Here is a 25,015-nt window from a genome sequence, read left to right as displayed (position 1 = left end):
GGGGTTTTTTATGGCTGCGCCCATAACGGAATAGACGCCTTTATTCAAAAAATACATGGAATTGACACGCGTCCGCGATTTTGCAATACATTCTCACCTATAAATCAAGTTCCACTCTCCACGCGCGCCGCACAAGGACGCTGCACAATGACAAAAGAAACGCAAGAGGCATTGGCGCAACTCATCGCGGAATGGCAGGAATCCCCGACAAAAGCCAACGCATCATCTATTGGGTACAAGAATCATGCGGACGAGGAAAACGAGGCGCTGGGACGGTATATCGAAGCGCGTATGGATGAAGCCTGCGCCAGCGCCGCAAAAAGATAGTCTGCGGGGTACGATGAAAGTCACGATTGTTTACGACAACACCGCCTTCAAAAAAGAGCTGAAAGCGGATTGGGGGTTTTCGGCCCTGGTGGAGGCAAAGGGGAAAATGATCCTTTTCGATACCGGTGCGAGAGGCTCCATCCTCCTTTCCAACATGGCGCAACTCGGCATCGATCCCAGGGAAATTACCGATGTCTTTATTTCCCATGCCCATTTCGATCACACCGGCGGCTTGTCCACTTTCCTGGATCAGAAAAACGATGTCAAGCTGTGGGTCCCCGTCTCTTTGCGAGGCGTGAAAAAGCTCGGGGAGGTGGTCGAGATAGAGCGTGCCCGGAAATTGTACGAGGGGATCTACAGCACGGGAGAACTGGAGGGAATCGAACAATCCCTATGCATAGAAACGCATAAAGGCATCGTCGTTGTCGTGGGATGCTCGCATCCCAGGATGACGCACATTCTGGAAGCGGCATTGCATCTTGGCAAAGTCTACGGCATCATCGGCGGCCTGCACGGCAATCGACCCGAATCCCTGAAAGGTCTGGAACTCATCTGCGCCACCCATTGCACTCAATATAAAGACGAAATCGCCTCGCTTTACCCGGGAAAATACATCGAGGGGGGAGCCGGCCGGGTGATCGAAATTTAGCCGAGTGCCATCCAGATGTCTGGATGGGGAGCATCATGATCATTCACATCGTATGCGCCGAGTCCCTGGGTGCCCGCGGCCTTTCCTGGTGGGTCGAACTGAAGGATCGCAAGATTTTCATCGACCCGGGCATTGCCTTATCCTTTTCAATTCTCGTGCGCCGTTCCCCATGGCCCGCAGGAGCGCACCGCGCACACCATCATGATGAGCCGGATCGAAGAGGATGGATTTGTCTTTGTGCACGCGTCGGACTCACAACTGCTGGATGGCCGGACCATCGACACCCTATTGGCTTGGCATCCGGACATGGTGCTGGTGTCCGGGCCGCCCCTGTACCGTTACGCCGCTGAAACCTGCCGCCTGCAGCGGGACCTTGCCTAGGAAAATGCGCTCAGACTCCCCATGCATGTCGACACGCTCCTCGTGGATCACCATCTGCTTCGCTTCGAAGAAGGGCTGCAATCGTTGCGGCAGCTCGGACGCGAGTCGAAAAACCAGGTCTTTTGTGCGGCCGGTTTCATGGAGCGGGAACCGCTGCTGCTTGAAGCATGGCGTAAAGAGCTCTACCAATGGCTTCCCGTTCCGGACGGCTGGCACGAGGCCAATGCGCGGGGCGAGGCGGATTGGACGGATTGCTGGTCACGGGGCTGGCAGGCGCTCATCGAGCATGGAAAAATAAAAGCTGTGCCGCAGACTTGAACAATTTCCGAAATTTTGGATGGCCGTAGGCATCCAATTGATGTTAGAATTTTACAAAGTGACATTCGGACGATGATGACCATTGAAGAGATACGGCAAAAAGCCGCCCGATGGCTTCCGCCATCCTGGGATTCCGGGCGGTTGAAGGTTCACACGGACACCACGGACTATTTCGGCGTGGAGTATGGTGACGTGGTGATCCTCAACGGCAATCCCTATCTCGTGCGTCAAAATGCCAAGGAAGGACGCTTCGGGGTGGATGACGAGGTCAAGTTCTGGGTCAAGCGCGCCATCGATCTGCAGACCGGGGATGCCAAGATCATCAAGCTCGTCTTTTACGAAAGTTTTTTTTCACACATCGGCGACATCGAATTCGAGTGCTTTCGCAGTCCCCGGAAAGAGGCGCGCATCCTGAAACTCGTGGCGGGCCATGACAACTTCATGCAGGGGTTTTCCGTCGAGGATGAAAAGGGAAACGTTGTCCGGGTGCTCGATGTGATTCAAGGCGGGCCGCTTTCCAAGTCCATCGAGTCCCTGGATCTGGATCACCCAACCTACTTCAAGGAGCGTTTCCCGGAAATCTTCGATCGCTTTCTGGCGTGTGTCAGGGCCATCGAGTTTCTGCACGAGCATGGCGAAAAGCACGGGGACATCCGGCGGGATCACATTTTCGTCGATCGGGAAGACAACCGTTACCGCTGGATCGATTTCGATTTCAACTACCGCCACCGAGAGAATATTTACGGGTACGACCTTTTTGGCCTGGGAAACATTCTCATGTTCCTGGCCGGCAAAGGAGACGTGCTGTTGTTCGATCTAAAGAACCAGGGCAGCCCGCATCTGGACGCGCTGGAAGAGGATGATCTGAACATTGTCTTTCATAACCGGGTGGCCAATTTGAAGAAGATCTTTCCTTACATTCCGGAATCGTTGAACCGGGTGATGATGCATTTCTCCAAGGGAGCCAACTGGTATTATGAACACACGGCCCAATTTCGCCATGACTTGGAGTCCGTCCGGAATGATTTGGGGGCGTGACAGACCATCATGCGATAGACCGAATCATATGGAGAGGCACATGGGAAAAAGCACGGACCATGATCCAAATGACGACAAGGTTTTCAACAAAAACATCCTGATCGCCGTGGATGAATCCCACAACGCCCGCAGGGCGGTGTCCTATGTGGGCCAGCTTCTGGGCGGCCTGAAGGGCTTCAAGGTGACGATCCTCCATGTGGTGCCCGAACCGGAAGAAGATTATTTTCCCACCGAAGCGGAAAAAGAGCGATGGCTCGCCCAGTATGTCAAGAAGATCGATGTGCTGCTCGAAGATTACCGGCAATTGCTGATCGAGAAGGGGTTTGCCCCGGAAGATGTGTCGACCCGGTCGACCATCCGCTATTGTCCTTCCATGGCCGAGTGCATCCTGGCGGAACGGGACAGCGCCGATTACAGCACCATCGTGGTCGGCCGGCAAGGGCTGTCACGCAGCGAGCAGTTTCTTTTTGGCAGCATTTCCAGCAAAATCGTGAATCATGCGCGCAAGTGCACGATCTGGGTCGTGGAGTAGCACCAGGCCCCGTGGGGTGAGACGATGACCATCCGCAATCTCGATTTCATGTTCAAACCCGCCTCCGTGGCCCTGGTGGGGGCGAGCCAGCGGCCGGGCTCCATCGGTGCCGTGCTGGCACGCAATCTGGTGGGTGCCGGTTTCAAGGGGGAGATCTTCCCCGTCAACTCAAAATACAAGACCATCGAAGGATTGCCCGTCTATCCGGACCTGAAGAGCCTGCCCAAGGCTCCGGACCTGGCCGTCATCGCCACGCCGCCCGATGCCGTGCCGCAGCTGATCGAAGATTTCGGCCGACGGGGCACCCGATCCGCAGTGGTGATCACGGCCGGATTCGGCGAGGGCGGCAACGAGAACGGACAGCGGCTGCGGGCGCAGATGCTCGACGCGGCACGTCCCCATCTGCTGCGCATCGTGGGCCCCAACTGCCTCGGGATCATGGTTCCCGGCGTGGGGCTCAATGCCAGCTTCGGCCATGTCCAACCGCTCAGCGGCCATATCGCTTTCGTCGCCCAGTCAGGGGCGGTGCAGACGGCGGTCCTCGATTGGGCCACGTCCAGGGGGATCGGCTTTTCCCACTTCGTCTCCGTGGGCAACATGGCGGACGTGGATTTCGGCGACTTGCTGGATTACCTGGCCGCCGATTTCAGCGCCAAGGCGATTCTGCTGTACATCGAGAATATCACCCATGCCCGCAAGTTCATGTCGGCGGCCCGGGCCGCCGCCCGCATGAAACCGGTGGTCGTGGTCAAGGCCGGGCGCCACCGGGAAGGGGCGCGGGCGGCCGCCTCCCACACCGGCGCCCTGGCCGGCGCGGATGACGTTTACAACGCCGCCTTCGAGCGAGCCGGGATGTTGCGCGTCATGGATATGCAGGCCCTCTTCGACAGCGTGGAGACCCTGGCCATGGCCCGGCCCTTTTACGGCGATCGCCTGGCCATTTTGACCAACGGGGGCGGCATGGGCGTGCTGGCCACCGATGTGCTGATCGATAAGAAGGGACGTCTGGCCGAGTTGTCGCCCGACACCATCGAACGCCTGAACCGGGTGCTGCCCGGAACCTGGTCGCACAACAACCCGGTGGATATCATCGGCGACGCGCCGCCCGATCGCTACGTGGATGCCCTGAAGGTGCTGCTCGAGGACAAGGGGGTTCACGCCCTGCTGATTTTGAACTGTCCCACGGCAGTGGCCTCGGGCACGGAAGCGGCCCGGGCGGTGGTCGATACCTTGAAAAAGAGCGGACGCGCCGGTTCCCAGGGCATTTTCACCAGTTGGCTGGGAATCGATGCCGCCCGAGAGGCGCGCCGGATATTTGCCGAGAACCGGATCCCGACCTATGAAACACCGGGCGAGGCGGTTCGCGGCTTCATGCAGATCGTACGCTACCGTCGCAGCCAGGAAATGTTGATGGAGACGCCGCCCAACATTCCCGAAGCGTTTGCTCCGGATACCGAGGCAGCGCGCCGGATCGTGGCCGCCGTTCTGTCCGAGGGGCGCGCCTGGCTGACCGAAATCGAGGCCAAGGCCGTTCTGGCCGCCTACCAGATACCCGTTGTCCAGACCCGCGAAGTGGCCACCGCCGAAGCGGCCGCCGAGATCAGCGCCCGGCTGGAGGGATCGGTAGCCCTGAAGATCCTGTCGCCCGATATCACCCACAAGTCAGACGTGGGCGGGGTGGCATTGAATCTGACATCCGGCGATTCGGTTTTGGAAGCGGCCCGGGCCATGCTGCAGCGCATCGGCGAAACGGTGCCCGACGCGAGGTTGACCGGATTCACGGTGCAGCCCATGGTGCGCCGGTCCAACGCCAGGGAGCTGATCGTCGGGGTCAGCGAGGATGTGCAGTTCGGGCCGGTGATCTTGTTCGGCCACGGAGGCACGGCCGTGGAGGTGATTCAGGACAAGGCCGTTGCCCTGCCTCCGCTGAACATGAATCTGGCCCGGGAAATGATGCGGCGTACGCGCGTCTACCGGCTGCTTGAAGGTTACCGCGACAAACCGGCCGCGGATCTGGATGCCGTCGCGTTGACCCTGGTCAAGGTGTCGCAACTGATCAGTGATATCGCTCAGGTCGCCGAGATCGACATCAATCCCCTGCTGGCCGATGAACGGGGTGTGCTGGCCCTGGACGCGCGCATCAAGGTGGCCGAATCCGGTCTTCCGGCCGACCGGCGCATGGCGATTCGACCCTATCCCAGGGAACTGGAGGAGACGCTGATCCTTTCCGACGGCCAGAAGCTGTACTTGCGCCCCGTGCGACCCGAGGACGAACCGGCATTCCAGGCCCTGTTTGCCAGGCTCTCCAAGGATGAGATCCGCCTGCGGTTTTTGCACGCCATGAAAATTTTGAGCCACGACATGGCGGCGCGATTGACCCAGATCGATTATGACCGGGAGATGGCCCTGGTCCTTTGCACCCCGCCCCCCCAAAAAGAGCCGGAGCTGTATGGCGTGGTGCGTATTGCGGCGGATCCGGACAACGAACGCGCCGAATTCGCCATTCTCCTGCGCGGTGATATGACCGGCATGGGGCTAGGACCGATGCTCATGCGCCGCATCATCGACTATGCCCGAAAGCGCGGCATCCGAGAGGTGTTCGGAGAGGTGCTGTCCGAGAACCGGCCCATGCTGCGGATCTGCGAGGCATTTGGATTCAAGAGACGGCGCGATCCCCATGAGCCCGACGTGGTGATGGTCTCCTTGGCACTTTAAGGCGCGCAGGTCAAAGGTTGCGGTGACGTCAAAGTTGTTATGTGGCGGTTTTTGATCTCAAATAGGCGATGCAGCCGTCGAGCGTCGCCAGCTGTGGATAGTCCTGCTCTGGAATTTGGATCTTCAGTCGATCCTGGAGCCCCATGGCGAAGTTCATGAAATCCACGGAATCGAAATCGAACTGATTGCGAAATCGATCGGCGGGATCGAGTTGCGCCAGGTCGGCCTCAGGCGCGATTTTACCGATAACCTCCAGGGCCGTTTGTCTGATCTGATCTTCGGTTGGCATGGATTGCACCTGTCTCTGTATGGAAAAGCGTTCCGCTCGTCTGGGTATCGTGTGGATTTACATTCCTTAAATCGGGCCGGCCGTCAATACCTAAATCGGACCACGGGTGAGACGAACAACGTGCCTGTTGGCTACCCCAGTCTCGCAGGGGCGGGCTTTATGCCCGTCCGCACCATTCGATGAAGTGGAAGCACCGAATTGAAACGGAAGAGGTGACCGTGATGGGAAAGCAGCAGAAAAAGAAGAAAAAGAAAAAAGAGCTGACCTACCAGCACAAAGCCATCGAGATGGCGCGCGAATATTATGAAAAGGAAAAAGAGAAGGCCATCAAGGAGCGGCGAACCTTTCGAGGCCTGCAGATCATCCCAACGGCCAGCTATTACGATGAATCCCACGGGCACAAGCCGGGTGAACATAATTGGAAGGGGTTCGGCTTCGATCTGCATCCCCAGGTCTCCTTGACGGCCGGCGGCCTGGTATTGCTCTTTATCGTCCTGACCCTCATGTTCCGGGAGCAATCGGCCGCCTTTTTCCAGGGACTGCTCGACGGCATCGGCAACACCTTCGGGTGGCTCTATATCCTGGCGGCCAATTTTTTTATCATCACCATGGCGTTGATCGCCTGGAGCGACTACGGCAAGATCAGGATCGGCGGTCCGGATGCCCTGCCCGAGTTCAGCACGTTCAGCTGGTATGCCATGCTGATCAGCGCCGGCATGGGGATCGGGCTGATGTTCTGGAGCGTGGCCGAACCGGTGTTTCACTACATGACGCCCTCGCCGATGTTCGATGTGCCTCCGGAAACGGCCCAGTCCGCCCAGGTGGCCCTGGGGCTCACCTATTATCACTGGGGAATTCATCCCTGGGGGATCTATGCGCTGGTCGGGCTTTCCCTCGCCTTTTTCGCCTACAACCGCGGTTTGCCGCTGACGATTCGTTCGATTTTTTCTCCGCTGCTGGGCGACCGTATTTACGGTTTCTGGGGCAATCTCATCGATATCCTGTCGGTCCTGGCCACCCTTTTCGGCCTGGCGACATCGCTGGGGCTTGGGGTCAAGCAGGTCTCGGCAGGGCTCAACTATCTGTTCGGCCTTCCGACCTCGACCGAATTCGCCGTATTGCTCGTCGGCATCATCACGTTTTTCGCCGTCCTTTCAGTGGCCGCCGGCCTCGATAAAGGCGTCAAGAATCTCAGCATGGCCAACATGTACACGGCGGCGGCTTTCATGGTCTTTTTGTTGATCGCCGGGCCGACCGTCTATATTTTAAAGGCCTTTACGCAGAACATCGGATTTTACATCCAGAACCTGCCGCAACTGAGTTTCTGGGTCGAGACGTTCTACGGTGCCGAGGGGAGCAACTGGCAGAATCCCTGGACCATTTTCTACTGGGGCTGGTGGATATCGTGGTCCCCCTTCGTGGGCATGTTCATCGCGAGAATCTCCAAGGGGCGGACCGTTCGTGAATTCATCCTCGGCGTCATGATCTTTCCGACCATGCTCTCTTTTCTGTGGATGTCGTCGTTCGGCGGATCGGCACTCTGGCTCCAAATCACCGGCGCCGCAGATATCGTCACCGCAGTTCGCGCCGAAGTCTCCACCGCCCTTTTCGTCATGCTGGAAAGTTTTCCGCTGACGGGTATCACCTCCTTCATCGGCATCGTGCTGGTCGTCATCTTCTTCGTCACCTCTTCGGATTCCGGATCGCTGGTGGTCGACCACCTCACATCGGGCGGCAAGCTCGATTCGCCGGTGCCCCAGCGCATTTTCTGGGCCGTGATCGAAGGGGTTTGCGCGGCGGCGCTGCTCATGGGCGGCGGTCTGGTCGCCCTGCAAAGCGCCTCCATCGCCACGGGCCTGCCGTTTACGATTGTGCTGCTCGTCATGTGCTACAGTCTGTATCGAGGCTTGCAGGAAGAGCACTACCACGCCACGATCATCGCCAAATTGAAACCCGAAACCCATAAGATCGAGATTCCGGTGAGCCGGGCGGATCCGGCAGGGGAGCCGGATCAGGCCCGATAGATAGTGCCCATGCACAAATGGCCAATTGGCCCGATATCGGCGTTGCGCGAAAAATTTAATCCTCGGAATATCGTCCATATGCCTGCGGTTAAATTTTTCGCTCGCCTTGATCTCGACCCAATTTGCCTATATGTGGACGGACACTGATAGTCTCTGTCCATGCCGTAGCCAAATCCAAAGGCTGAATGAGAAGGAACCCGCATATGATCGGCGCGATTGCCGGAGACATCATCGGATCGGTCCATGAAGGGCATCCGATCAAGACCAAGGCGTTTCCACTCTTTCATCCGCAGTGCCGTTTTACCGACGATACGGTGCTCACGGTCGCCATCGCCGACGCCATCGTCAATCGACGATCCTACCAGGATGCGGTGAGAGCGTTCGGTCGGCGCTATCCCCATGCCGGCTATGGGGGTTCTTTTATCCATTGGCTTTTTTCCTCCGAACCCACCCCGTACAACAGCTGGGGAAACGGCGCCGCCATGCGGGTCAGTCCGGTCGGGTTCGCCTTTACTTCCGAAGAAGAGGTACTCGAGCAGGCGAGGCAGACGGCGGTCATCTCGCACAATCATCCGGAAGGTATCAAGGGGGCCCAGGCCGCTGCCCTGGCGGTTTTCCTGGCGAGAGCCGGCCATGAAAAGGAGGATATCCGATCGCAGATCACCCGCCGGTTCGGTTATGATTTGAACAGGGGCGTGGATGATATTCGGCCCGGCTATGCATTCGACGTCTCCTGCCAGGGAAGCGTGCCCGAGGCCGTCATCGCATTTCTCGATTCGACCTCCTTTGAGGATGCCATTCGAAATGCCGTATCGCTGGGCGGCGACAGCGACACCCAGGCATGCATCGCCGGGGGGATCGCCGAAGCCTTCTACGGTGGGGTGCCCGGGGAGATCCGGGCGGCGGTGGACGCACATCTCACGCCGGATCTGAGAGAAGTAGTCGATGCATTTCACCGCAAATTCAAAACCTGATGCAGGATCCAGCAGGGATGCGCATCTTTCTGACGCGATTCAGGTGCCTGGGGTTCAAAGGGCAAACCAGCCGTTTCATCTCAGGTCAAGAAAATGAAGAACCTGCCGAACTAATGAGGTGGGTATTTTACACGGGCCGATGGGGATCGGATTGAAACGTTGCCGGTCTGGCAGAGGATGAATGATAATGATGCTGTTTTATCGTGTTCGAAAAGGTTATCATGGGAAAACCCTTGACGTTGCGGGAGTTAAGGGGCGCCATTTCCCAAACACACAGGACCGGGATTGAGCGCAGCCAACAGAACCGGTAGAGCGCACGCATCTCAGCGATACGGTTCAATTTTCTTCGAGTATCTCCCTGACCTTTTTCGAAAGCTCGCTGATGGTGAAGGGCTTCTGGATGAAGCCCTTGCAGCCTTGCGCCAGAATCTCCTCGGCCTGTCCGTCGAGGCTGTACCCGCTCGAAAGCAGCACCTTGACATTCGACGCGCGGGAACGAAGGGCGCTGAAGGTGTCGCGGCCTCCCAAATCGGGCATGATCATGTCCAGGATCACGAGATCGACGGCCCCTTCGTTGCGATCGAAAACCTCGAGCCCTTGTTTGCCACCGGTGGCTGTGATCACCTTGTACCCGAGCCCTTCGAGCATTTGGGTGCCGATGTCCAGGATCATCTCTTCATCGTCGATGAGCAGTATCGTTTCCATTCCCTTTTCAATCTGTTCGGCGGCCGGCCGCTCCTGTTCGACACTTTTTGTGGACGCGGGCAGGTAGACCATGAATGAGGTACCGACCCCCTTTTCGCTCTCCACTAAAATGAATCCCCCATGGTTCTTGATGATACCGTATACCGATGCCAAACCCAGACCCGTGCCGCGGCCGCGCTGCTTGGTGGAGAAGAACGGTTCGAAGATGCGTGCCTTGGTGGCCTCGTCCATCCCCACGCCCGTGTCGGTCACCGTGATTTTGACAAATGGCCCGGGGTTGAGGTCGTAGGGACTGACCTCATCCTGGCGCAGCACGACATTCTCCACGGAGAGATACATATCGCCGCCGCCGGGCATGGCCTGCCAGGCATTGACGAACAGGTTGAGCATCACCTGCTCCATCTGCCCCCGGTCCACTTCTGCAGGCCAGAGATGGTCATCCACTTTGTGATGGATGCGGATCTCTTTTTTGGTTCGGCCGAACATCTGGGCGCTATTCAACAGGAACGTCCCGAGGTCCGTGCATTTCACCTCATACTTACCGCCCCGGGCAAACCCTAATAGTTGCCGGGTCAGGTCCGATCCGCGCTGCACGTAGGCTTCCATGTTCTTGAGCCGGTCGTGGAAAGGATGCGATGCGGACAGGTTCATGAGCATGAGGGTGATGTTCCCGAGGATGCCCATGAGCAGATTGTTGAAGTCGTGGGCGATGCCGCCGGCGAGGGTCCCGACGGCCTCCAGCTTCTGGGACCTCCAGAGTTGCTCTTCCAGGTTCTTTTTTTCCGTGACATCGATGAGAAATCCCCTGAGGCCGGTGAATTGGCCATCCCTGTAAATGGGGGTCGAATGAATCAGGGCCGGAAATTTGGTGCCGTCTTTTTTGCGTGCAGTGTACTCGCTGAGGCCGAGGCGTTCGCCCTGCATGACGCGCATGTAGCTGGCCAGCGCCCGTTGGTGGTCCTCGGGCGCGATGACATCCATGACCGTGATGCCCTGTTCCACGTCCTCCAGCGTGTATCCGAAGCGCTCCAGGGAGATTTCGTTGACGAAGGTAAATCGACCGTCGACATCGGTTTCGAAGACCGTCTCGGGAAGCAGCCTGGCCAGATCCCGGAAGCGCTCTTCGCTCTGCCTGAGGGCGTCCTGGGCCTTGTTGCGATCGGTCATGTCGATGAGCGATGCGACACTTTCCCGTGTTTCAGGGATCATGGCCACACTCATGAAAAAGTCGCGCGCCTCGCCCGTGCGGGTCCTTGCCTTGAATTCGTAGGCATTTGGCGCCGAACCGGGATCGATCCGGCGCTGCAGGTGGTGCTGTTTCATGAGTTCCAGGTCTTCCTCCACCACGAAGGCGGTCCAGCTCATCTTGTTTTTCCACCTCTTCACGGGAATAGCCGGTGACCTTTTCAAAGTTGGAGTTGGCCAGCAAAATGGTGGTGTCTTCGGCCACGATGATATTGGCCGTGGCCGTGTGTTCGAAAATGGTGCGGTAGCGCTCTTCGCTCTTCCTCAGGGCCTCTTCGGCCTTTTTTCGATCGCTGATGTCATGGGTGATGCCCAACAGGCCTTCGGGTCGGCCGCCGTCATCGTAAAGAATGCTCAGGGTGACTTCGGTCCATACCGTGGCGCCGTCCCTGCGGATCATCTCCAAGTCGAGATTCATGGTCCAATCTTTACCCTGGGCCTGACGCCTGGGGACCTGCATCTTTTCGCTGGCGAAAAGGGCCATGGCCTTGCGGTAGGAGTCGGGAGTAAGGACCTGATCCATCGTCTGCTGCATGGCCTCCTCGGGCGAATATCCCCTGAGTTCCATCACCGAAGGACTCACATAGACATATTTCAGATCGGCGTCCAAAATCCAGATGACGTCCCGGAGGTTCTCGGCAAGCAAACGGTACTTTCTTTCATTCTCCTTCAGCGCCTTCTCCGCCGCAATTTTTTTCGGCACATCGCGACCCAACCCCCTGAACCCGATGGGTTCTCCAGAGGGGCCGCGCACGAGCGATGCCGAGAGTTCGGCGATGATCTTTTTCCCATCCTTTCTGATGATTTCGTAATCGGCAATGGTCTGTTGCCGGCCGGTTCGGTAGATTTCGTTAAAAATCTCGTACGCGCGCCTGGCGGTTTCAGAGGAGGTGCACTCCCGATGGTTCATGCCGAGAAGTTTTTCCCTGGGATAGCCCATCACCTTGCACTGGGCCTCATTGGCATAGGTGTAGTTGCCATGCAGGTCACACTCGAAGTAGGCCTCGTCCATGGTTTCCAGGATCGTGCGGTAGCGCTCCTCGCTTTGGCGCAGGGCCTCTTCGGCACGCTTGCGGTCGGTGATATCCATGCACGAGGCGATACTCTCCCCGCTGCCCGGTATCAGGGCCACGGTGAGGTAGATCTCCCTGATCTCCCCTCTGCGGTCGATCAGGCGGAACTCGTAGCAGTTGGGGGACAAGCCGGCTTGCGTTCTTCTTTCGAAATGGTAGCGTTTCATCCGTTCACGGTCTTCCGCTTGGATGAGCGTGGTCCAGCTCATCCGGCCTTCCATTTCCGCTTTGGTGTATCCGGTCAGGCTCTCGAATTTGGAATTGGCCAGGAGGATGGTGGTGTCCGCAGCAATGAGAATCGTGGCATTGCCGGTGTTCTCGAAAATGGTGCGATAGCGTTCTTCACTCGCTTTTAAAAGGTTTTCGGCTGCCTTGCGTGCGGTCACGTCATGGACGATGACATGGAACCCGGCAGGCCTGCCGGCGTCGTCGCGCATGAGACCCGCGGACATTTCGTGGATTCTGACAGAACCGTCTTTATGGATCACATCGTAGTTGACCACCCGGCCGGGTTGACCGGTTTCGTAAATCTGGTGAAACACCTCTTTCATTTGATGGGCCATGTCCGCCGTGGTGTAGCTGCGGTAATTCATTCCCACGAGCTCTTGGGCCGGGTAGCCTAAGAGGGAACCGGCTGCCTGATTGAAGGAAATGATGTTTCCTTTCAGATCGAGCTCATAGTAGCCCTCCTCGATACTCTGCAGCACCTGGCGGTGTTTCTCTTCGTGTTCACCCGATGCGTTTTTGAGGCGCCGGATCTCGTCTTCGAGTTTCGCTACTCTTTCTAATAGGTCTTCCCTGGTCGGACCGGTGTTCATCCGCTTTGCCGCTCCCCCTTTGTTATGGATTCTCCTGGCGCCGACATCGAGGCATGCCGTTGCCGCCAGACAGGTTATCGGCATTTTCGCTGAACTCTTGAAGTGGGATAACAACCCGAAATAATGAAAAAGAAGGTAATACCCAATTTCCTTCTGCGAGTATGGCAACCCATCCAATGGCTGTCAAGCGCCAAGCCTGCAGTGTTCAGACCCTTGCCCCATTCAGATAGGGTTGGACCGGAGGACACCAAATGAGGTCCACTTTTATCTGTTGACCCTATCGGCGCTTGACGTTAGCATTTTGAATCGTTTACGTATCTTTTTTCCCGTCCTTTCCATCGGCGTGTCAGGTTGCGGCGGGGCCGACCCCACCGGGGGCATGCCTTTGGTTCACCAAGATAAAAGAGGGAGGTAGCGAGATGGTTCAGCTCACATCTCCGAGCTTTGGGCATCTGCAGTCGATACCCAAAAAGTTCACCTGCGATGGCGACGATCTTTCCCCGGAGTTGAGATGGTCCGGACTGCCCGAGGGGACGAAAAGCCTGGCATTGGTCGTCGACGATCCGGATGCGCCCGACCCGGCCAAGCCAAAAATGACCTGGGTGCACTGGGTGCTTTACAACATACCGCCCACGGCGGATCGTTTGCCGGAGGGGGTTTCGAGCGATGCCCTGCCCGCCGGCACGCTGCAGGGGCTAAACGACTGGAAACGCACCGGATACGGCGGCCCCTGTCCGCCGATCGGCCAGCACCGCTATTTCCATAAGCTGTACGCCTTGGACGTCGTCCTCGATGATTTGAAGCGCCCGGCCAAGGCCGCATTGGAGAAAGCCATGTCCGGCCATATTCTTTCCCAAGCCGAATTGATCGGCATGTACCAGCGAAAGTAGGGCCCGGCACATTTTCCTTCCGGCATGCCTGATTCTGGCGTCTGTGTGGCGTCATACGCATCGGCACCTTCCTCATGGGGATCATTTTTGATATGCTGGCGGGCGGACATCGGGCAAAGAGGAGCGCGCATGAAAGAGACGCTAAAACCGGGCCTTGCACATGAATTCCGTTTTCGTCTGACCGAGGCCAAAACCGTACCGGCCCTTTATCCGGAGGCAGCCGAATTCCAGGTCATGCCAAAGGTGTTTGCTACCGGCTATATGGTGGGTTTCATCGAATGGACGTGCGTCCAGACGATTAATCCCCACATCGACTGGCCCGACGAGCAGAGCGTCGGCACGCACATCAATGTGGCCCATGTTGCGGCCACGCCACCCGGGATGGAGGTGCGTGCGCAGGTCAAGGTCATCGAGGTGGACGGCCGCAGAGTGGTCTTTGAGGTGGCGGCCTTCGATGAATCGGGTCTCATCGGCAAGGGGTTTCACGAACGCATGATCATCGATGCAAAGAGATTCAATCGAAAGATCGAAGAAAAGGCGAAGTCCATCGATGGATAACGGATGCGTTGTCGCCGCACGCAACAGGAACCGGAAATTGCCGCGGGCGCACAGGCGAATCAGGCCAGTATGGCCGTTGGGTTGGAGGTGGTCGCCATGAACAAGGAGATGGGAAGATTCGGGTGTGTACTCATTTGTGTCGCCCTTCTGTCGATCGTTTTTGGATGCAGCAAATTGACGCCTGAAGCGTATGATCAACTTCGGGTCGGTATGAGTTTCGAAGAGGTGGTGAAGATCCTGGGGCAACCCGACGCGTGCGAAGGCGCATTGGGTTTCAAGGAGTGTACGTGGGGCGACGAAACCCGACACATTGACGTCAAATTTGGCGGTGAAAGCGTGGTGTTCTACTCCGCCAAGGGGCTCTGATAGGGCATTGAAGCCGACCATAGGGGATGACCAGCACATCTAATGAGGAGAAGGCGCCGTGGGCATCTGTACGTTAAAATCATATGGGCGGCTGCTTCTTTTTCTAGTTGTGCCGCTATTCTTTTCATGTGCCAGCCTGGCCGAAAAAGTTCGGCTGTCCCAGTTCGACACGACGTTTGAGGTGTACGACATCACCTTGAGGCGATCCCAATTCCACGCCGTTCAAGATTTTATCGACCCTGCCTACAGAGGTGAAGATGTCGCCTTCGAGACCTATAAAAACATCAAGGTCGTGGACTTCATGGTGACTCATGTAAACATCTCAGAAGATTATCTCACTGTCGATCAGGTGGTGCAGCTGCAATATTTCCTGCTGGATCGCAATATCCTGAAAACCATTGAATACCGTCAAACCTGGCGTTTTGATGAACAGAAAGAAAGGTGGTTGCTCCACACCCCCCTGCCGGATTTCAGCCCCTGATAAGATAGAAGTTATCACTTGCAGTGGCGCGAAAGCTTTGTTAATAATAATTGTTATTATTTAAAACTTGCCATCGAGGTTGCCGTCAATGACCGACCATGACACGAGGTTTCGTTCCATTATCGAAAAGTTAAAGGGCAGCAACCACAAGTTGACGCCTCAGCGCCTGGCCATTGCCAGGTTGCTGGCGATGAGCGAGGGTCATCCGTCGGTCGAGGGTATTTTCGAACAGTTGCGGGACGAATTTCCGACCATGAGCCTCGCCACGGTGTACCGCAACGTGATGCTCATCAAGTCGTTGGGCGAAGTTCTGGAACTGGGATTTGCCGACGGCAGCAACCGTTATGATGGCAACAAGCCTTACCCACACCCTCACCTGATTTGCGTGAGGTGTAAAACCATCGTGGATCCGGATCTCGAGAGCCTCAGGGACATGTCCAAGGAGGTCGAGACAGAGACCGGGTTTAAAATATTGACCCATCGGCTCGATTTTTTCGGCCTTTGCGCCAATTGCAGGCCAATAGAATAGGGCGGGGTGGCAACAGGAGGTGACGTCATGGCAGAAAAAACTTTTAAACAGGTGTGTGAATGCAAGAACTGCGGCAACGAGGCGGAGATGGTGGTGACGTGCTCGTTGTCGGATGTGTTGCCGGATGATGCGCCGCCGCCGAAAATCGTCGGAGCGGCTGAAGGCAAAACCAAGGGGCATGCCGTGTGCAGCCACTGCGGAAGCGAGGCCGACATCTGGCTGGATGTTTAGTGCGGATACGCTCGCATCCACCATCAGGGCCATGGCCTGCCTGAAACGCATGGGGAGGGATGGCGGTGATGGGGAGGCTCAGCTTTAACATCCTTCTCCCGCGAAAGAACGGGAAGGGAAAACGGGAAAGGAGAACCGTATGGAAGAGGTGGAGGTTGGCTGTGCCAGGCCCACTGGCGGACCGGTCGGAGAGACGGTAGCAGAGCCGAAGGAAGTTGTTCATCAAACGCAAAAGGAGGTGACCCCCATGATAAAAGTTGGTAAAAAAGCTCCGGATTTTACTGCTCCGGCCTATCATCAAGGAAAATTTGGCGCGGTTAAACTGTCCGAGTATTTGGGCAAGTGGGTCATTCTCTGTTTCTATCCGGGCGATTTCACCTTCGTCTGAGCGACCGAAATTTCGGCAGTTGCCGAAAAGTATCCCGAATTTCAGAAACTCGGCGTTGAGATTCTCTCCATGAGCATCGACAGCGTGTTCGTCCACAAAATGTGGAACGACAATGAACTGTCCAAGATGGTGAACGGCGGGGTGCCGTTCCCCATGCTCTCCGATGCCGGCGGACGGGTCGGCAAGGTGTTCGGCGTATACGACGAAGACGCCGGCGTGGAAACCCGCGGCCGGTTCATCATCGATCCCGAGGGCGTGGTGCAGGGTTTCGAGGTGCTGACACCGCCGGTGGGACGCAATATCATGGAATCCATCCGACAGGTGCAGGCTTTCCAGTTGGTGAGAAACAGCAAGGGCAAGGAAGCCACTCCATCCGGCTGGAAACCGGGCAAAGTGACCTTGAAACCCGGGCCCGATCTGGTCGGCAAGGTGTGGGAGGTGTGGAAAACCGAGATGGCATTCGATTGATATAGCGATTCACCGCTGAGTCGAATCGGTTGACGCAAGAGGTCGTATCCCTTGGGTTGGGGATGCGGCCTCTTTTTTTAGTTCGTGCCCCTCCACGAATGGCCAATTTGCCTATTTGTGGAGGGACACTTGTTAATTTTGAAATAATGTTCAAAACTCTCGTTGACAACCCGGGCGCCCATCATTATTATGAACGTGATTTCAAAACAAACGGGGAGTGAACATGCCGAGACCCAGAAAATGCCGCCGTGTGGGACGTGAACCCGTGCACACCTTTTATAAACCCCAAGGTGTGCCGCTGGAGGGGTTGACCGGCCTAAATCTCTCCATAGAGGGGCTGGAGGCGATTCGCCTGGCGGATGCCGAAGAGATGGACCATCTGGAGGCGGCCGAACGCATGGGCGTTTCCAGGCCAACCTTTTCCCGGATCCTGGCCGAAGCGCGTCGTGTCGTGGCCCGGGCATTGAGCAACGGATGGGCCATTCACATCGACGGGGGCAGTTACCGGGTGGTCGGCCAGGAAGGTCAGGCGCATCGGCCCGGCCCCATGGGGGGCGGCCACGGCCGTGGAAGACGAATGAGAGAGTTTTAACGGGTGAAAAACCCTGAGCAAAGGAGGCATATCATGCCAAATCGTGATGGAAGGGGACCTCTTGGCAATGGTCCCGCAACTGGAAGAGGGTATGGCGGTTGTCGAACCGGATATCAGCCGGGTGCCGCCGGCGGCTGGGGCGGCCAAATCATGCAGCGCTTTCAGCATAGATGCCGGCGCCTGCTGGGGATGCTCCCCGGACAGGGGCGTTTGACCGGCGCGCCCATGGGGACCGGCCGCGGCGGCCGATTCCGCGCCACCGGTGCATCGCCGGAAATTTCTTCCTCCGACGTCTGGGGCGGCAGACCCAGGGGAGCGGGCAGAAACCGTCGATAACCGTTGTCCCGGCGGCAAGCCACCGCATTTTCGGAGCCGAATCCGGACGTGCCCGGGCTGCCGCCGGAACCCGTATCGTCGTCGGGCCCCGGCTGGATCTGGACGGGTGTCGGCCCATCTTTGGCGACCCTGTTTATGAGCATATGCTCTTTTCCTTGACGAATGCCCATCAACGTAGTAAGCCAATCTGTCCTGGTCGTAAAAACGATGACAAAGGTAAGGTGGAGAATATGCCGCGACCTAGAAAATGTCGGAATGTCAACACAACCCCTGAGGTGACCTATTTCAAGCCCCGGGGAGTGCCGTTGCGTGAACTGGCGGAAGTCTATTTGCCATTGGACGGCTTCGAAGCCATCCGCCTGGCCGATCTGGAAGGGTTGAACCACGAGGCGGCCGCCCAGCAGATGCATGTCTCCCGCCAGACCTTTGGCCGAATCCTGGCGTCGGCTCACCAGACGGTCGCCAAGGCTCTAGTCGGCGGAATGGCATTACGTATTCACGGGGGGGATTATCGTTTGGCGGAATCGGCTTCCGAAGAAGCCGCCACCGAGGATCTCACCGAAAGTCTATTCGATAACCCGAACAACAACCCGGATGATCAGCACGAGCCCCGGACCTGCGCATTTGGAGAACCTGTGGGTGCTGAGTGTCATGCCCAAAAGGATCAACAGAAGCAGCACCAGGAGCACCAATTCGTTCAAAAGGAGAATATGTCCATGAAAAGAATCGCAGTCACCAGTGAAGGACCGACCCTGGACGATCGCGTCGATCCACGATTCGGCCGCGCGGCCGGTTTCGTTATCGTCAATCCGGAAACCATGGAGTTCGAGTATCTGGACAATGGCGCCAGCCAGGCCAGAGCCCAGGGGGCAGGGATTCAAGCTGCCGAGAACGTCGTATCCACCGGCGTCGAAGCCGTGCTGACCGGTTATGTCGGCCCCAAGGCCTTTCAGGCGCTTGCGGCCACGGGTATCCGCGTTGCCCAGAATCTCGAAAATATGAGTGTGCGCGAGGCTGTGGAACTTTATCTTAAGGGCGACGTCACGTGGTCCAACGCCGACCAAGCCAGAGGATTGGGAAAATGAAAATTGCGATCGCCAGTGGCAAAGGCGGGACCGGAAAAACCATGGTGACCGCGTCCCTGTCCGCCAGCTGGGGCAGGCCGGTGGTGGCCGTGGACCTGGACGTGGAAGAACCCAATCTGCACCTGTTTTTAAAACCCGACATCACCGGCAGTCGGGATGCATTGATGGAGGTGCCCCAAGTCGACACGTCCAAGTGCGACTATTGCCGGAAATGTGCCGAATTTTGTGAGTACAAGGCCATATCGGTGCTGGGCGACGTGATCATGATCTTTCCGGAGATGTGTCATGGTTGCGGGGGATGCCTGGCGCTATGCCCGACCGGCGCCCTGACGCCGGCCCATCGGAAATTGGGGGAGGTTTCCTGGGGAACGTCCGGAGAGAACAGGTTTCTCATGGGCCGTTTGCGCGTGGGTGAAGCGATGAGCCCACCGCTCATTCATCAGGTGATGACGGAGTTGAAACGACCGGAGGTCTCCGCGGATCTCACCGATGTGTTGATCGATGCCCCACCGGGTGTCAGCTGTCCGGCCATCAGCGCGGTGATCGACAGCGATTTCGTCGTCCTGGTCACCGAGCCGACCCCTTTCGGGGTCTTCGATCTGCGCCTGGCCCACCAGGCGTTCACCACATTGGGCAAACCCATGGGGGTGGTGGTCAATCGTGCCGGCGTGGGAAATGATGAGGTCTACCGGTTCTGTTCCCAGGCGGGTTTGTCGATCCTGGCCGAAATCCCCTATGACCGGGCCATTGCGGAGGCCTATGCCGCGGGTAACGTCATCGCCCGCACCTCGGCATCGATGACGGCCCTGTTCCAGCGCCTTGCCGAAACCATTCGCCAAGCGGCTGCACCGGCAAAGGAGGCCCGTCATGCATGAGATTCTGATCATCAGCGGCAAGGGCGGAACCGGCAAGACATCGGTGACGGCGGCCTTTGCCCATATCTGTGAAAAGGCCGTCATTTGCGACCTGGATGTGGATGCCCCTGATTTGCATTTGATACTGCAACCCGAGCCGAGGCAGACCACTGCGTTCATATCGGGTTTTGAACCCAGGGTTGCCGCTGAGAAGTGTACATCGTGTGGGACCTGCGAGCAGATGTGCCGCTTCGGCGCCATTAAAGTGGGCGACGAAGGTGCCGTGGTGGATCCCATCCGCTGTGAAGGTTGCGGTGTCTGCGTCTATTTTTGCCCTGAAAAGGCGATCGATTTCCTACCCAAGCACTGCGGTGACTGGTCGATTTCCGATACCCGGTTCGGTACCATGGCCCATGCCCAGCTCTTTCCGGGTGAGGAGAATTCTGGAAAACTGGTCGCGCTCCTGCGTACCAAGGCCAGGGAGCTGGCCGCATCCGAAGGCGCCTCTCTGATCCTTGCCGACGGCCCTCCGGGTATCGGCTGCCCGGTCATCAGCGCGCTTTCAGGTACCAACCTGGCGGTGATGGTGACCGAGCCGACCCCATCCGGGATTCACGACTTGGAACGCGTGGTGGAATTGTGTGACTATTTTAAAATACCCACGTCGGTCATCATCAACAAATGCGATCTGAATAAAACCATTGCTGGCGATATCCGTACCTTTTGTGATAAGAGGGGCATTTGCCTTTTGGGCGAGTTGCCCCACGATTCGGATTTCGTCAATGCCATGGTTCAGGCGCGCGCCATTACCGAATTTTCCCAAGGCCCGACCTCTCGGAAGCTTCGCGAGGCGTGGCAGAAATTGCTTCAACAAGCGGCTGAATTGAAAGCCGCATGACGCTTTATACGAACAGGAGGAATTATGAATAATGTTTTAATTGCTGTCCCTTCGGAAAACCCGGGCGGGTTGGAAGCCGGCCTGGGCGCCCATTTCGGGCATTGTGATCTCTATACCCTCGTCAGCGTGGAGGGGGGCGCCATCGGTGATGTAACGGTGATTCCCAACATGCCGCATCAACAGGGCGGATGCATGGCGCCGGTGCAGTACCTGGCCAGCAAGGGCGTCCATCGTCTGATCGCCGGCGGCATGGGATTGCGGCCGTTGATGGGATTCAACCAGGTGGGTATCGAGGTCTATCACGGCGGAAACGCCAGGACGGTCGGCGAGGCGGTGCAGGCTGCCATCGAAGGGCGCCTGCCCCAGTTCAGCCAGGAGCATACATGCGGCGGCGGAGGCGGTCGTTAGTCTCCACCCGGTTTGCCATGGACCCTTCATTGCCGATCGGATTGAATGCAATGACAACTTCATTGGATCACAGGGACGCAGACGCGCTTCACGATGCCGGACCGGATTGCGAACAGTTCCAGCGGCATGCCCGTTTTCCCCAACACCTTGGCATCCTGGCGGCCGCCGATGGCCGGGCGACCGGTGTCGGCAGCTGCGGTGATGCCATCGAGATGACCATCCGTCTCGATGGCGAAACCATTGCGGACATCGGCCACCGTCCCAACGGCTGTGCCTACACTGTGGCGTGTGCCAGCGCCGTGAGCATGCTGGCCCATGGCCGGAGCATCGACGAGGCGCTGCGGTTACAACCGGAAGATGTGGAGAATGAACTGGGAGGACTGCCCGAGGATCATCGTCATTGTGCCAGACTGGCGGTCAATACCCTCGGAGAAGCCATCGCCGACGCGTATCGGACGATGATGCGGTAACGCAACTGGGAGGATCCCATGCCGATTTACGAGATTACATGTACCGCATGCGGTTATTCGGGAGAAGTGATTGCGCTCAATGCCGGCGGTCCGCTGGCATGTCCGTCGTGCGGCAGCACCGATACCCGCAAGCTCATGTCCGCCACCAGCAGCATGACCGGCAAATCTTCGCCAACCTTTCCCGGCACGGGAGATACGGCCTGCTGCGGAAAGCGTCCGTCTGAAGCGTCGTGCGCAGGACCGGGTTCGTGCTGCGGGAAAACGTTTTGACAGCAAACGCGTCGGACAGAACCTGAATTTTATGCAACGGGGATAAATATGGGAAATCCACAGATCATTCTATTGGTAACGTCGCGTTTGGATCAGTTGGCGTCGTTCGAGAAGGCCTTACGGTCGGATCCCGGCGTGGAGTTGATCACCATCGGCACTGCGGAAGAGGCCATCGATGCCGCCGTTCGCCTGGTACCCGTGATGGCTGTTGTCGATCAGCAGGTGCCCGGGGCAACGGCCCTGGAAATCGTTCAACGCCTGTTATCGGTCAATGCCTTTATCCACACCGCGGTATTGACCGACATGGACGAGGCCTTGTTCCACGAACACAGCGAGGGACTGGGTGTGCTGGCCGGACTGCCCCTGCGGCCCGATGAGAAGGATGCCGCCGGTCTGCTCGCCAAGTTGCGGGAGATGGCACCTCTCGGATAGTCCGCTGCCGGATCATTTTTCGGTGCCACCATCTTGGCGCCTCCTAACAAAATACCCCCGATGGGACGGAACCTCCATCGGGGGTATTTTGTTTGGGTTCAATCGTATTGCCCCCGGGCCATTCTTTCAGAGGTCACGAATCGGCTCAACTGATCACGCAACTCCTCGGCGAGATCGACGAAGCGGCACCCCACCGATACATATCCCGGCATATCCAATGACTTCATCCATCGCACTTCGGCCCGGAGTTGCTTCAAGAAGGAGAAGGATGTGCCGCCCGCGATTTGCTGCAGTTCCAGGATGTCTTCTTCCTTCAGTTTGTGGCTTTGGGATTCGGCAACCGCGATGTTGATGCCCCCGGCACTCAGGTTGACGATCAAAGCGGCAACCCGGTCCTGGTTGGGAAGCGTGAAATGACCGAAATAACCGTCCTCGATGTTCAGGGCCAGCCGTGGGTAAAGCCTTTTTTCATCCTGGGACATGCATCTTCTCCTTTTTAGTATCCGCCTAAAATTTTGAGAAAATCGGTTTTGGCGGCAATGTTCGCCAAGGCCTCTCGATACGGGTCGGCCTCGATGTCGGCTTCAACATCGGCATAGAACATATACTGCCATGGCTTGCCATGAATCGGCCGCGATTCCAGCTTGACCAGATTGATCCGGTTCTCGGCAAACACCTTCATGACCTCGATCAGGGCGCCGGGTTGATTCACGGTTGAAAACACAATGGACGATTTGGTTTTGGGTCTTTCGGAAAGGGGTGTTTTGCCTATTATCACAAAACGGGTGTAATTGCGAGGGTTTGTTTCGATCCCTGATGCGATCACGGACATGCCGTAGATGTCGGCGGCGTCGCGGCTGCCGATGGCGGCATAGCCGCTCCGCTCGATCTGCTTCAAGCGGCCCACCGCGCTGGTGGTGGAGTTCATGTGGGTGATCTGCCAGTGGGGGTAGCGCTCCAGGAACTGGCGGCACTGGTTGATTGCCGGCTCGCTCGCCAGCACGTGCGTCACCTGGTCCAGCGGCGTCTTTTTTGAGGCGATGAGATGATGGATGATGCGCAGGTAGAGTTCTCCGACGATCTTCAGGTCGTATTCGAGCAGCAGGTCGTAATTTTCATGAATGCTGCCGGTCAGCGCGTTTTCCAGAGGAACCACGCCATAGTGGGCGTGGCCGCAGCGAACGGCTTCGAAGATGGATCGAAAGGCGGGTTGGGGAGCCATTTTGATGTCGTCGCCCAGGTACTGGCGGCAGGCCATGTGGCTGAAACTGCCCGGTTCGCCTAAATAGGCGACCATGGCCGGGTCGGTATCGGCACTTTTACCATTGCGGCCGGCTTTTTCCACGGAGTCGAAATCGAGCTGCTTGCCGACTACGGGAGCGATCACGTAAATATCGCGGGTTAGTTGACCGAACTGCTCCGGGTAGAGGCTCTGGGGGCCGTCGGAAAGGGCGTGATCCGGATCGTGGTGCACCTCCACCATCAAGCCGTCGGCACCGGCGGCTACTGCCGCGCGGGCCATGGGGGCCACCTTTTCACGAATACCGGTGGCGTGGCTCGGGTCCACGACCACCGGCAGATGGGTCAATTTTTTCAACACTGGAATGGCCGACAGATCCAGGGTGTTGCGGGTATATGGCTCGTAGGTGCGGATGCCGCGTTCGCACAGCACCACGTTGTCGTTGCCCTCGGCCAGTATGTATTCGGCGGACATGAGCCACTCCTCGATGGTCGAAGCCAGCCCCCGTTTGAGCAACACCGGCATGCCCAATCGGCCGACGCATTTGAGCAGTTCGTAGTTTTGCATGTTGCGTGCGCCGACCTGAACCATGTCGACATATTGCCGCATCAGTTCAGCCTGGCCGGGCGAGGTGATTTCGGTAACCACCGGCAGGCCGGTCTCCTCGCGCACCCGGGCCAGGATCTTGAGACCCTCCTCTTCCAGCCCCTGGAACGAATAGGGCGAGGTGCGCGGTTTGTAGGCCCCTCCCCGGAATATGGCAGCGCCGTAACGCTTGACGTCACGGGCGATGGTCAGGGCTTGCGCCGCACTCTCCACCGCACACGGGCCGGCGATGATTGCCACGCGGTGACCGCCGATGGCGATCGGCCCCACCTTCACTTGGCTGTCGTGGGGATGCCACTGGCGGCTCACCAGCTTGAATTTTCCATTGATGGGAATCACTTCGGACACACCGGCCATGGCGGTCAGATGCTTGGGGTCCAGGTCTCCCCGGCCGATGGCGCCGATCACGCTCTGACCGGCCGTGTCCAACTCCCGCACCACGCACCCTTTTTCATACAATGCGGCCCGGATGCGACCCTTCTCCTCGTCACTGGCATCGCGCTTCAATACCACAATCATGGTCCTGCTCCTTTGTTACGGTTCTTTGGTTATCGGTGCATCCGTCGCAAACAAAAGGCCCCGTGGAGGGGTGCCTTCTCCACGGGGCCGGAAAATAGAAAACCCCAGGTGAAGGATGATCTCCACCCGGGGTCGCAGCTCGATTTAGATGCTAATCCGCCGGATGGATGCCTCTAAAGCTAAAAAAGAAGCATCCACTAAAAAAACGAAAAATATGTCCTGTGCTGCTGGTCGACATGGCTTGGTATCTTTTCATTGATTCAATCTGATCCATCCTATACCTCATCGAACGAGCGCACGTCAACG

At 57.6% G+C, this 25,015-nt stretch carries 30 protein-coding genes and 1 pseudogene; 25 read left to right on the top strand and 6 right to left on the bottom strand.

Annotation, left to right across the window (positions count from 1 at the left end):
* The first annotated feature begins 147 nt into the window (after positions 1-147).
* From DFT_RS18215 to DFT_RS18185, 7 genes are all read left to right on the top strand, one after another.
* Complete coding sequence (locus DFT_RS18215) at positions 148-327, top strand: hypothetical protein (protein WP_054032705.1); 180 nt, start codon at positions 148-150, stop codon at positions 325-327.
* Between the two features lie 13 nt (positions 328-340).
* Entirely contained in the window at positions 341-976 is a 636-nt protein-coding gene (locus DFT_RS18210) for an MBL fold metallo-hydrolase (RefSeq protein ID WP_054032704.1), read from the top strand.
* Positions 977-1,108: 132 nt separating this feature from the next.
* On the top strand, positions 1,109-1,357 hold the full coding sequence (locus DFT_RS18205) for an MBL fold metallo-hydrolase (RefSeq protein WP_054032703.1): 249 nt from the start codon (positions 1,109-1,111) through the stop codon (positions 1,355-1,357).
* A 21-nt stretch (positions 1,358-1,378) separates the two neighbouring features.
* A complete protein-coding gene (locus tag DFT_RS18200; RefSeq protein WP_076750785.1) occupies positions 1,379-1,675 on the top strand; it encodes a hypothetical protein in 297 nt (98 codons plus the stop codon).
* 72 nt (positions 1,676-1,747) lie between these two features.
* Complete coding sequence (locus DFT_RS18195) at positions 1,748-2,713, top strand: protein kinase family protein (RefSeq protein ID WP_054032702.1); 966 nt, start codon at positions 1,748-1,750, stop codon at positions 2,711-2,713.
* Positions 2,714-2,753: 40 nt separating this feature from the next.
* Positions 2,754-3,245 carry a universal stress protein gene (locus tag DFT_RS18190; protein WP_054032701.1) on the top strand — a complete coding sequence of 164 codons (492 nt, stop codon included), beginning with the start codon at positions 2,754-2,756 and terminating at the stop codon, positions 3,243-3,245.
* Between the two features lie 24 nt (positions 3,246-3,269).
* Positions 3,270-5,960 carry a bifunctional acetate--CoA ligase family protein/GNAT family N-acetyltransferase gene (locus DFT_RS18185; RefSeq protein ID WP_054032700.1) on the top strand — a complete coding sequence of 897 codons (2,691 nt, stop codon included), beginning with the start codon at positions 3,270-3,272 and terminating at the stop codon, positions 5,958-5,960.
* Between the two features lie 37 nt (positions 5,961-5,997).
* Here DFT_RS18185 and DFT_RS18180 read toward each other — a convergent pair whose 3' ends face one another.
* On the bottom strand, positions 5,998-6,249 hold the full coding sequence (locus DFT_RS18180) for an acyl carrier protein (protein WP_054032699.1): 252 nt from the start codon (positions 6,247-6,249) through the stop codon (positions 5,998-6,000).
* Positions 6,250-6,428: 179 nt separating this feature from the next.
* On the opposite strand from DFT_RS18180, the gene DFT_RS18175 reads away from it, so the two are divergent.
* Together DFT_RS18175 and DFT_RS18170 are read left to right on the top strand one after the other, a co-directional pair.
* A complete protein-coding gene (locus DFT_RS18175) occupies positions 6,429-8,273 on the top strand; it encodes a BCCT family transporter (RefSeq protein WP_200907091.1) in 1,845 nt (614 codons plus the stop codon).
* Positions 8,274-8,476: 203 nt separating this feature from the next.
* Positions 8,477-9,247 (top strand): ADP-ribosylglycohydrolase family protein, encoded by a 771-nt coding sequence (locus DFT_RS18170; protein ID WP_054032698.1) that lies wholly within the window; start codon positions 8,477-8,479, stop codon positions 9,245-9,247.
* Between the two features lie 336 nt (positions 9,248-9,583).
* Here the strand turns inward: DFT_RS18170 and DFT_RS26825 are convergent, their stop codons facing one another.
* Both DFT_RS26825 and DFT_RS18160 read right to left on the bottom strand, forming a co-directional pair.
* Positions 9,584-11,260, bottom strand: a complete 1,677-nt coding sequence (locus DFT_RS26825) for a hybrid sensor histidine kinase/response regulator (RefSeq protein WP_439950917.1) — start codon at positions 11,258-11,260, stop codon at positions 9,584-9,586.
* Entirely contained in the window at positions 11,151-13,172 is a 2,022-nt protein-coding gene (locus tag DFT_RS18160; protein ID WP_083453624.1) for a PAS domain-containing protein, read from the bottom strand. The genes DFT_RS26825 and DFT_RS18160 overlap by 110 nt, the downstream gene beginning before the upstream one ends.
* A 335-nt stretch (positions 13,173-13,507) precedes the next feature.
* Here DFT_RS18160 and DFT_RS18155 point away from each other — a divergent pair, with 335 nt between their 5' ends.
* The 9 genes and pseudogenes from DFT_RS18155 to DFT_RS27370 all read left to right on the top strand — a co-directional run.
* Positions 13,508-13,978: a YbhB/YbcL family Raf kinase inhibitor-like protein gene (locus DFT_RS18155; RefSeq protein WP_054032695.1), complete on the top strand. Its 471-nt coding sequence runs from the start codon at positions 13,508-13,510 to the stop codon at positions 13,976-13,978.
* Between the two features lie 129 nt (positions 13,979-14,107).
* The gene (locus DFT_RS18150) at positions 14,108-14,536 is read left to right on the top strand and encodes a thioesterase family protein (RefSeq protein WP_054032694.1); all 429 of its coding nucleotides are present in this window, start codon (positions 14,108-14,110) and stop codon (positions 14,534-14,536) included.
* Between the two features lie 3 nt (positions 14,537-14,539).
* Positions 14,540-14,902: a hypothetical protein gene (locus tag DFT_RS18145; RefSeq protein ID WP_054032693.1), complete on the top strand. Its 363-nt coding sequence runs from the start codon at positions 14,540-14,542 to the stop codon at positions 14,900-14,902.
* Between the two features lie 58 nt (positions 14,903-14,960).
* Positions 14,961-15,383: a hypothetical protein gene (locus tag DFT_RS18140; protein WP_054032692.1), complete on the top strand. Its 423-nt coding sequence runs from the start codon at positions 14,961-14,963 to the stop codon at positions 15,381-15,383.
* An 88-nt stretch (positions 15,384-15,471) separates the two neighbouring features.
* Positions 15,472-15,912, top strand: coding sequence for a Fur family transcriptional regulator (locus DFT_RS18135; protein WP_054032691.1), 441 nt, complete (start codon positions 15,472-15,474; stop codon positions 15,910-15,912).
* Between the two features lie 27 nt (positions 15,913-15,939).
* Positions 15,940-16,143 carry a hypothetical protein gene (locus tag DFT_RS18130; protein WP_054032690.1) on the top strand — a complete coding sequence of 68 codons (204 nt, stop codon included), beginning with the start codon at positions 15,940-15,942 and terminating at the stop codon, positions 16,141-16,143.
* A 139-nt stretch (positions 16,144-16,282) separates the two neighbouring features.
* On the top strand, positions 16,283-16,999 hold the full coding sequence (prxU, locus tag DFT_RS25235; protein WP_083453623.1) for a thioredoxin-dependent peroxiredoxin: 717 nt from the start codon (positions 16,283-16,285) through the stop codon (positions 16,997-16,999).
* Positions 17,000-17,222: 223 nt separating this feature from the next.
* On the top strand, positions 17,223-17,591 hold the full coding sequence (locus tag DFT_RS18115) for a DUF134 domain-containing protein (protein WP_054032687.1): 369 nt from the start codon (positions 17,223-17,225) through the stop codon (positions 17,589-17,591).
* A 33-nt stretch (positions 17,592-17,624) separates the two neighbouring features.
* Positions 17,625-17,711: pseudogene (locus DFT_RS27370) on the top strand (DUF5320 family protein); the annotation flags it as partial.
* 41 nt (positions 17,712-17,752) lie between these two features.
* On the opposite strand, the gene DFT_RS26820 reads toward DFT_RS27370, so the two are convergent.
* Positions 17,753-18,070, bottom strand: a complete 318-nt coding sequence (locus DFT_RS26820; RefSeq protein WP_054032686.1) for a hypothetical protein — start codon at positions 18,068-18,070, stop codon at positions 17,753-17,755.
* A gap of 87 nt (positions 18,071-18,157) precedes the next feature.
* Here DFT_RS26820 and DFT_RS26550 point away from each other — a divergent pair, with 87 nt between their 5' ends.
* From DFT_RS26550 to DFT_RS18080, 7 genes are read left to right on the top strand one after another with little or no spacing between them, the layout of a single operon-like run.
* Complete coding sequence (locus DFT_RS26550; protein WP_200907090.1) at positions 18,158-19,012, top strand: DUF134 domain-containing protein; 855 nt, start codon at positions 18,158-18,160, stop codon at positions 19,010-19,012.
* Positions 19,009-19,887, top strand: a complete 879-nt coding sequence (locus tag DFT_RS18100) for a nucleotide-binding protein (RefSeq protein ID WP_054032685.1) — start codon at positions 19,009-19,011, stop codon at positions 19,885-19,887. The genes DFT_RS26550 and DFT_RS18100 overlap by 4 nt, the downstream gene beginning before the upstream one ends.
* A complete protein-coding gene (locus DFT_RS18095) occupies positions 19,880-20,764 on the top strand; it encodes an ATP-binding protein (protein ID WP_054032684.1) in 885 nt (294 codons plus the stop codon). Before DFT_RS18100 ends, DFT_RS18095 begins: the two co-directional genes overlap by 8 nt.
* Before the next feature lie 24 nt (positions 20,765-20,788).
* Complete coding sequence (locus tag DFT_RS18090; protein ID WP_054032683.1) at positions 20,789-21,172, top strand: NifB/NifX family molybdenum-iron cluster-binding protein; 384 nt, start codon at positions 20,789-20,791, stop codon at positions 21,170-21,172.
* Positions 21,173-21,222: 50 nt separating this feature from the next.
* Positions 21,223-21,642, top strand: a complete 420-nt coding sequence (locus DFT_RS18085) for an iron-sulfur cluster assembly scaffold protein (RefSeq protein ID WP_076750801.1) — start codon at positions 21,223-21,225, stop codon at positions 21,640-21,642.
* An 18-nt stretch (positions 21,643-21,660) separates the two neighbouring features.
* Positions 21,661-21,912, top strand: coding sequence for an FmdB family zinc ribbon protein (locus tag DFT_RS25225; RefSeq protein ID WP_076750783.1), 252 nt, complete (start codon positions 21,661-21,663; stop codon positions 21,910-21,912).
* A 48-nt stretch (positions 21,913-21,960) separates the two neighbouring features.
* Positions 21,961-22,344 carry a hypothetical protein gene (locus tag DFT_RS18080; RefSeq protein WP_054032681.1) on the top strand — a complete coding sequence of 128 codons (384 nt, stop codon included), beginning with the start codon at positions 21,961-21,963 and terminating at the stop codon, positions 22,342-22,344.
* A 98-nt stretch (positions 22,345-22,442) separates the two neighbouring features.
* On the opposite strand, the gene DFT_RS18075 is transcribed toward DFT_RS18080, so the two are convergent.
* Both DFT_RS18075 and aroF read right to left on the bottom strand, forming a co-directional pair.
* The gene (locus DFT_RS18075; RefSeq protein WP_054032680.1) at positions 22,443-22,826 is read right to left on the bottom strand and encodes a PilZ domain-containing protein; all 384 of its coding nucleotides are present in this window, start codon (positions 22,824-22,826) and stop codon (positions 22,443-22,445) included.
* A gap of 14 nt (positions 22,827-22,840) precedes the next feature.
* Positions 22,841-24,709 (bottom strand): 3-deoxy-7-phosphoheptulonate synthase, encoded by a 1,869-nt coding sequence (gene aroF / locus DFT_RS18070; protein ID WP_054032679.1) that lies wholly within the window; start codon positions 24,707-24,709, stop codon positions 22,841-22,843.
* Positions 24,710-25,015: the final 306 nt, after the last annotated feature.

It is taken from the genome of Desulfatitalea tepidiphila (assembly GCF_001293685.1).
In the GTDB taxonomy this organism is placed as follows: domain Bacteria; phylum Desulfobacterota; class Desulfobacteria; order Desulfobacterales; family Desulfosarcinaceae; genus Desulfatitalea; species Desulfatitalea tepidiphila.
Note: the sequence above shows the minus strand (reverse complement) of the source record. Positions and strands in the feature narration are given on the sequence as shown.

What these genes read in the sequence shown, in the direction of transcription:
- DFT_RS18215 (WP_054032705.1), top strand. Translation starts at nt 148, where the DNA reads ATGACAAAAGAAACGCAAGAGGCATTGGCGCAACTCATCGCGGAATGG.
- DFT_RS18210 (WP_054032704.1), top strand. Translation starts at nt 341, where the DNA reads ATGAAAGTCACGATTGTTTACGACAACACCGCCTTCAAAAAAGAGCTG.
- DFT_RS18200 (WP_076750785.1), top strand. Translation starts at nt 1,379, where the DNA reads ATGCATGTCGACACGCTCCTCGTGGATCACCATCTGCTTCGCTTCGAA.
- DFT_RS18195 (WP_054032702.1), top strand. Translation starts at nt 1,748, where the DNA reads ATGATGACCATTGAAGAGATACGGCAAAAAGCCGCCCGATGGCTTCCG.
- DFT_RS18190 (WP_054032701.1), top strand. Translation starts at nt 2,754, where the DNA reads ATGGGAAAAAGCACGGACCATGATCCAAATGACGACAAGGTTTTCAAC.
- DFT_RS18185 (WP_054032700.1), top strand. Translation starts at nt 3,270, where the DNA reads ATGACCATCCGCAATCTCGATTTCATGTTCAAACCCGCCTCCGTGGCC.
- DFT_RS18180 (WP_054032699.1), bottom strand. Translation starts at nt 6,249, where the DNA reads ATGCCAACCGAAGATCAGATCAGACAAACGGCCCTGGAGGTTATCGGT.
- DFT_RS18175 (WP_200907091.1), top strand. Translation starts at nt 6,429, where the DNA reads ATGAAGTGGAAGCACCGAATTGAAACGGAAGAGGTGACCGTGATGGGA.
- DFT_RS18170 (WP_054032698.1), top strand. Translation starts at nt 8,477, where the DNA reads ATGATCGGCGCGATTGCCGGAGACATCATCGGATCGGTCCATGAAGGG.
- DFT_RS18160 (WP_083453624.1), bottom strand. Translation starts at nt 13,172, where the DNA reads ATGCCGATAACCTGTCTGGCGGCAACGGCATGCCTCGATGTCGGCGCC.
- DFT_RS18155 (WP_054032695.1), top strand. Translation starts at nt 13,508, where the DNA reads ATGGTTCAGCTCACATCTCCGAGCTTTGGGCATCTGCAGTCGATACCC.
- DFT_RS18150 (WP_054032694.1), top strand. Translation starts at nt 14,108, where the DNA reads ATGAAAGAGACGCTAAAACCGGGCCTTGCACATGAATTCCGTTTTCGT.
- DFT_RS18145 (WP_054032693.1), top strand. Translation starts at nt 14,540, where the DNA reads ATGCGTTGTCGCCGCACGCAACAGGAACCGGAAATTGCCGCGGGCGCA.
- DFT_RS18135 (WP_054032691.1), top strand. Translation starts at nt 15,472, where the DNA reads ATGACCGACCATGACACGAGGTTTCGTTCCATTATCGAAAAGTTAAAG.
- DFT_RS18130 (WP_054032690.1), top strand. Translation starts at nt 15,940, where the DNA reads ATGGCAGAAAAAACTTTTAAACAGGTGTGTGAATGCAAGAACTGCGGC.
- DFT_RS18115 (WP_054032687.1), top strand. Translation starts at nt 17,223, where the DNA reads ATGCCGAGACCCAGAAAATGCCGCCGTGTGGGACGTGAACCCGTGCAC.
- DFT_RS26820 (WP_054032686.1), bottom strand. Translation starts at nt 18,070, where the DNA reads ATGCTCATAAACAGGGTCGCCAAAGATGGGCCGACACCCGTCCAGATC.
- DFT_RS26550 (WP_200907090.1), top strand. Translation starts at nt 18,158, where the DNA reads ATGCCGCGACCTAGAAAATGTCGGAATGTCAACACAACCCCTGAGGTG.
- DFT_RS18100 (WP_054032685.1), top strand. Translation starts at nt 19,009, where the DNA reads ATGAAAATTGCGATCGCCAGTGGCAAAGGCGGGACCGGAAAAACCATG.
- DFT_RS18095 (WP_054032684.1), top strand. Translation starts at nt 19,880, where the DNA reads ATGCATGAGATTCTGATCATCAGCGGCAAGGGCGGAACCGGCAAGACA.
- DFT_RS18090 (WP_054032683.1), top strand. Translation starts at nt 20,789, where the DNA reads ATGAATAATGTTTTAATTGCTGTCCCTTCGGAAAACCCGGGCGGGTTG.
- DFT_RS18085 (WP_076750801.1), top strand. Translation starts at nt 21,223, where the DNA reads ATGACAACTTCATTGGATCACAGGGACGCAGACGCGCTTCACGATGCC.
- DFT_RS25225 (WP_076750783.1), top strand. Translation starts at nt 21,661, where the DNA reads ATGCCGATTTACGAGATTACATGTACCGCATGCGGTTATTCGGGAGAA.
- DFT_RS18080 (WP_054032681.1), top strand. Translation starts at nt 21,961, where the DNA reads ATGGGAAATCCACAGATCATTCTATTGGTAACGTCGCGTTTGGATCAG.
- DFT_RS18075 (WP_054032680.1), bottom strand. Translation starts at nt 22,826, where the DNA reads ATGTCCCAGGATGAAAAAAGGCTTTACCCACGGCTGGCCCTGAACATC.
- aroF (WP_054032679.1), bottom strand. Translation starts at nt 24,709, where the DNA reads ATGATTGTGGTATTGAAGCGCGATGCCAGTGACGAGGAGAAGGGTCGC.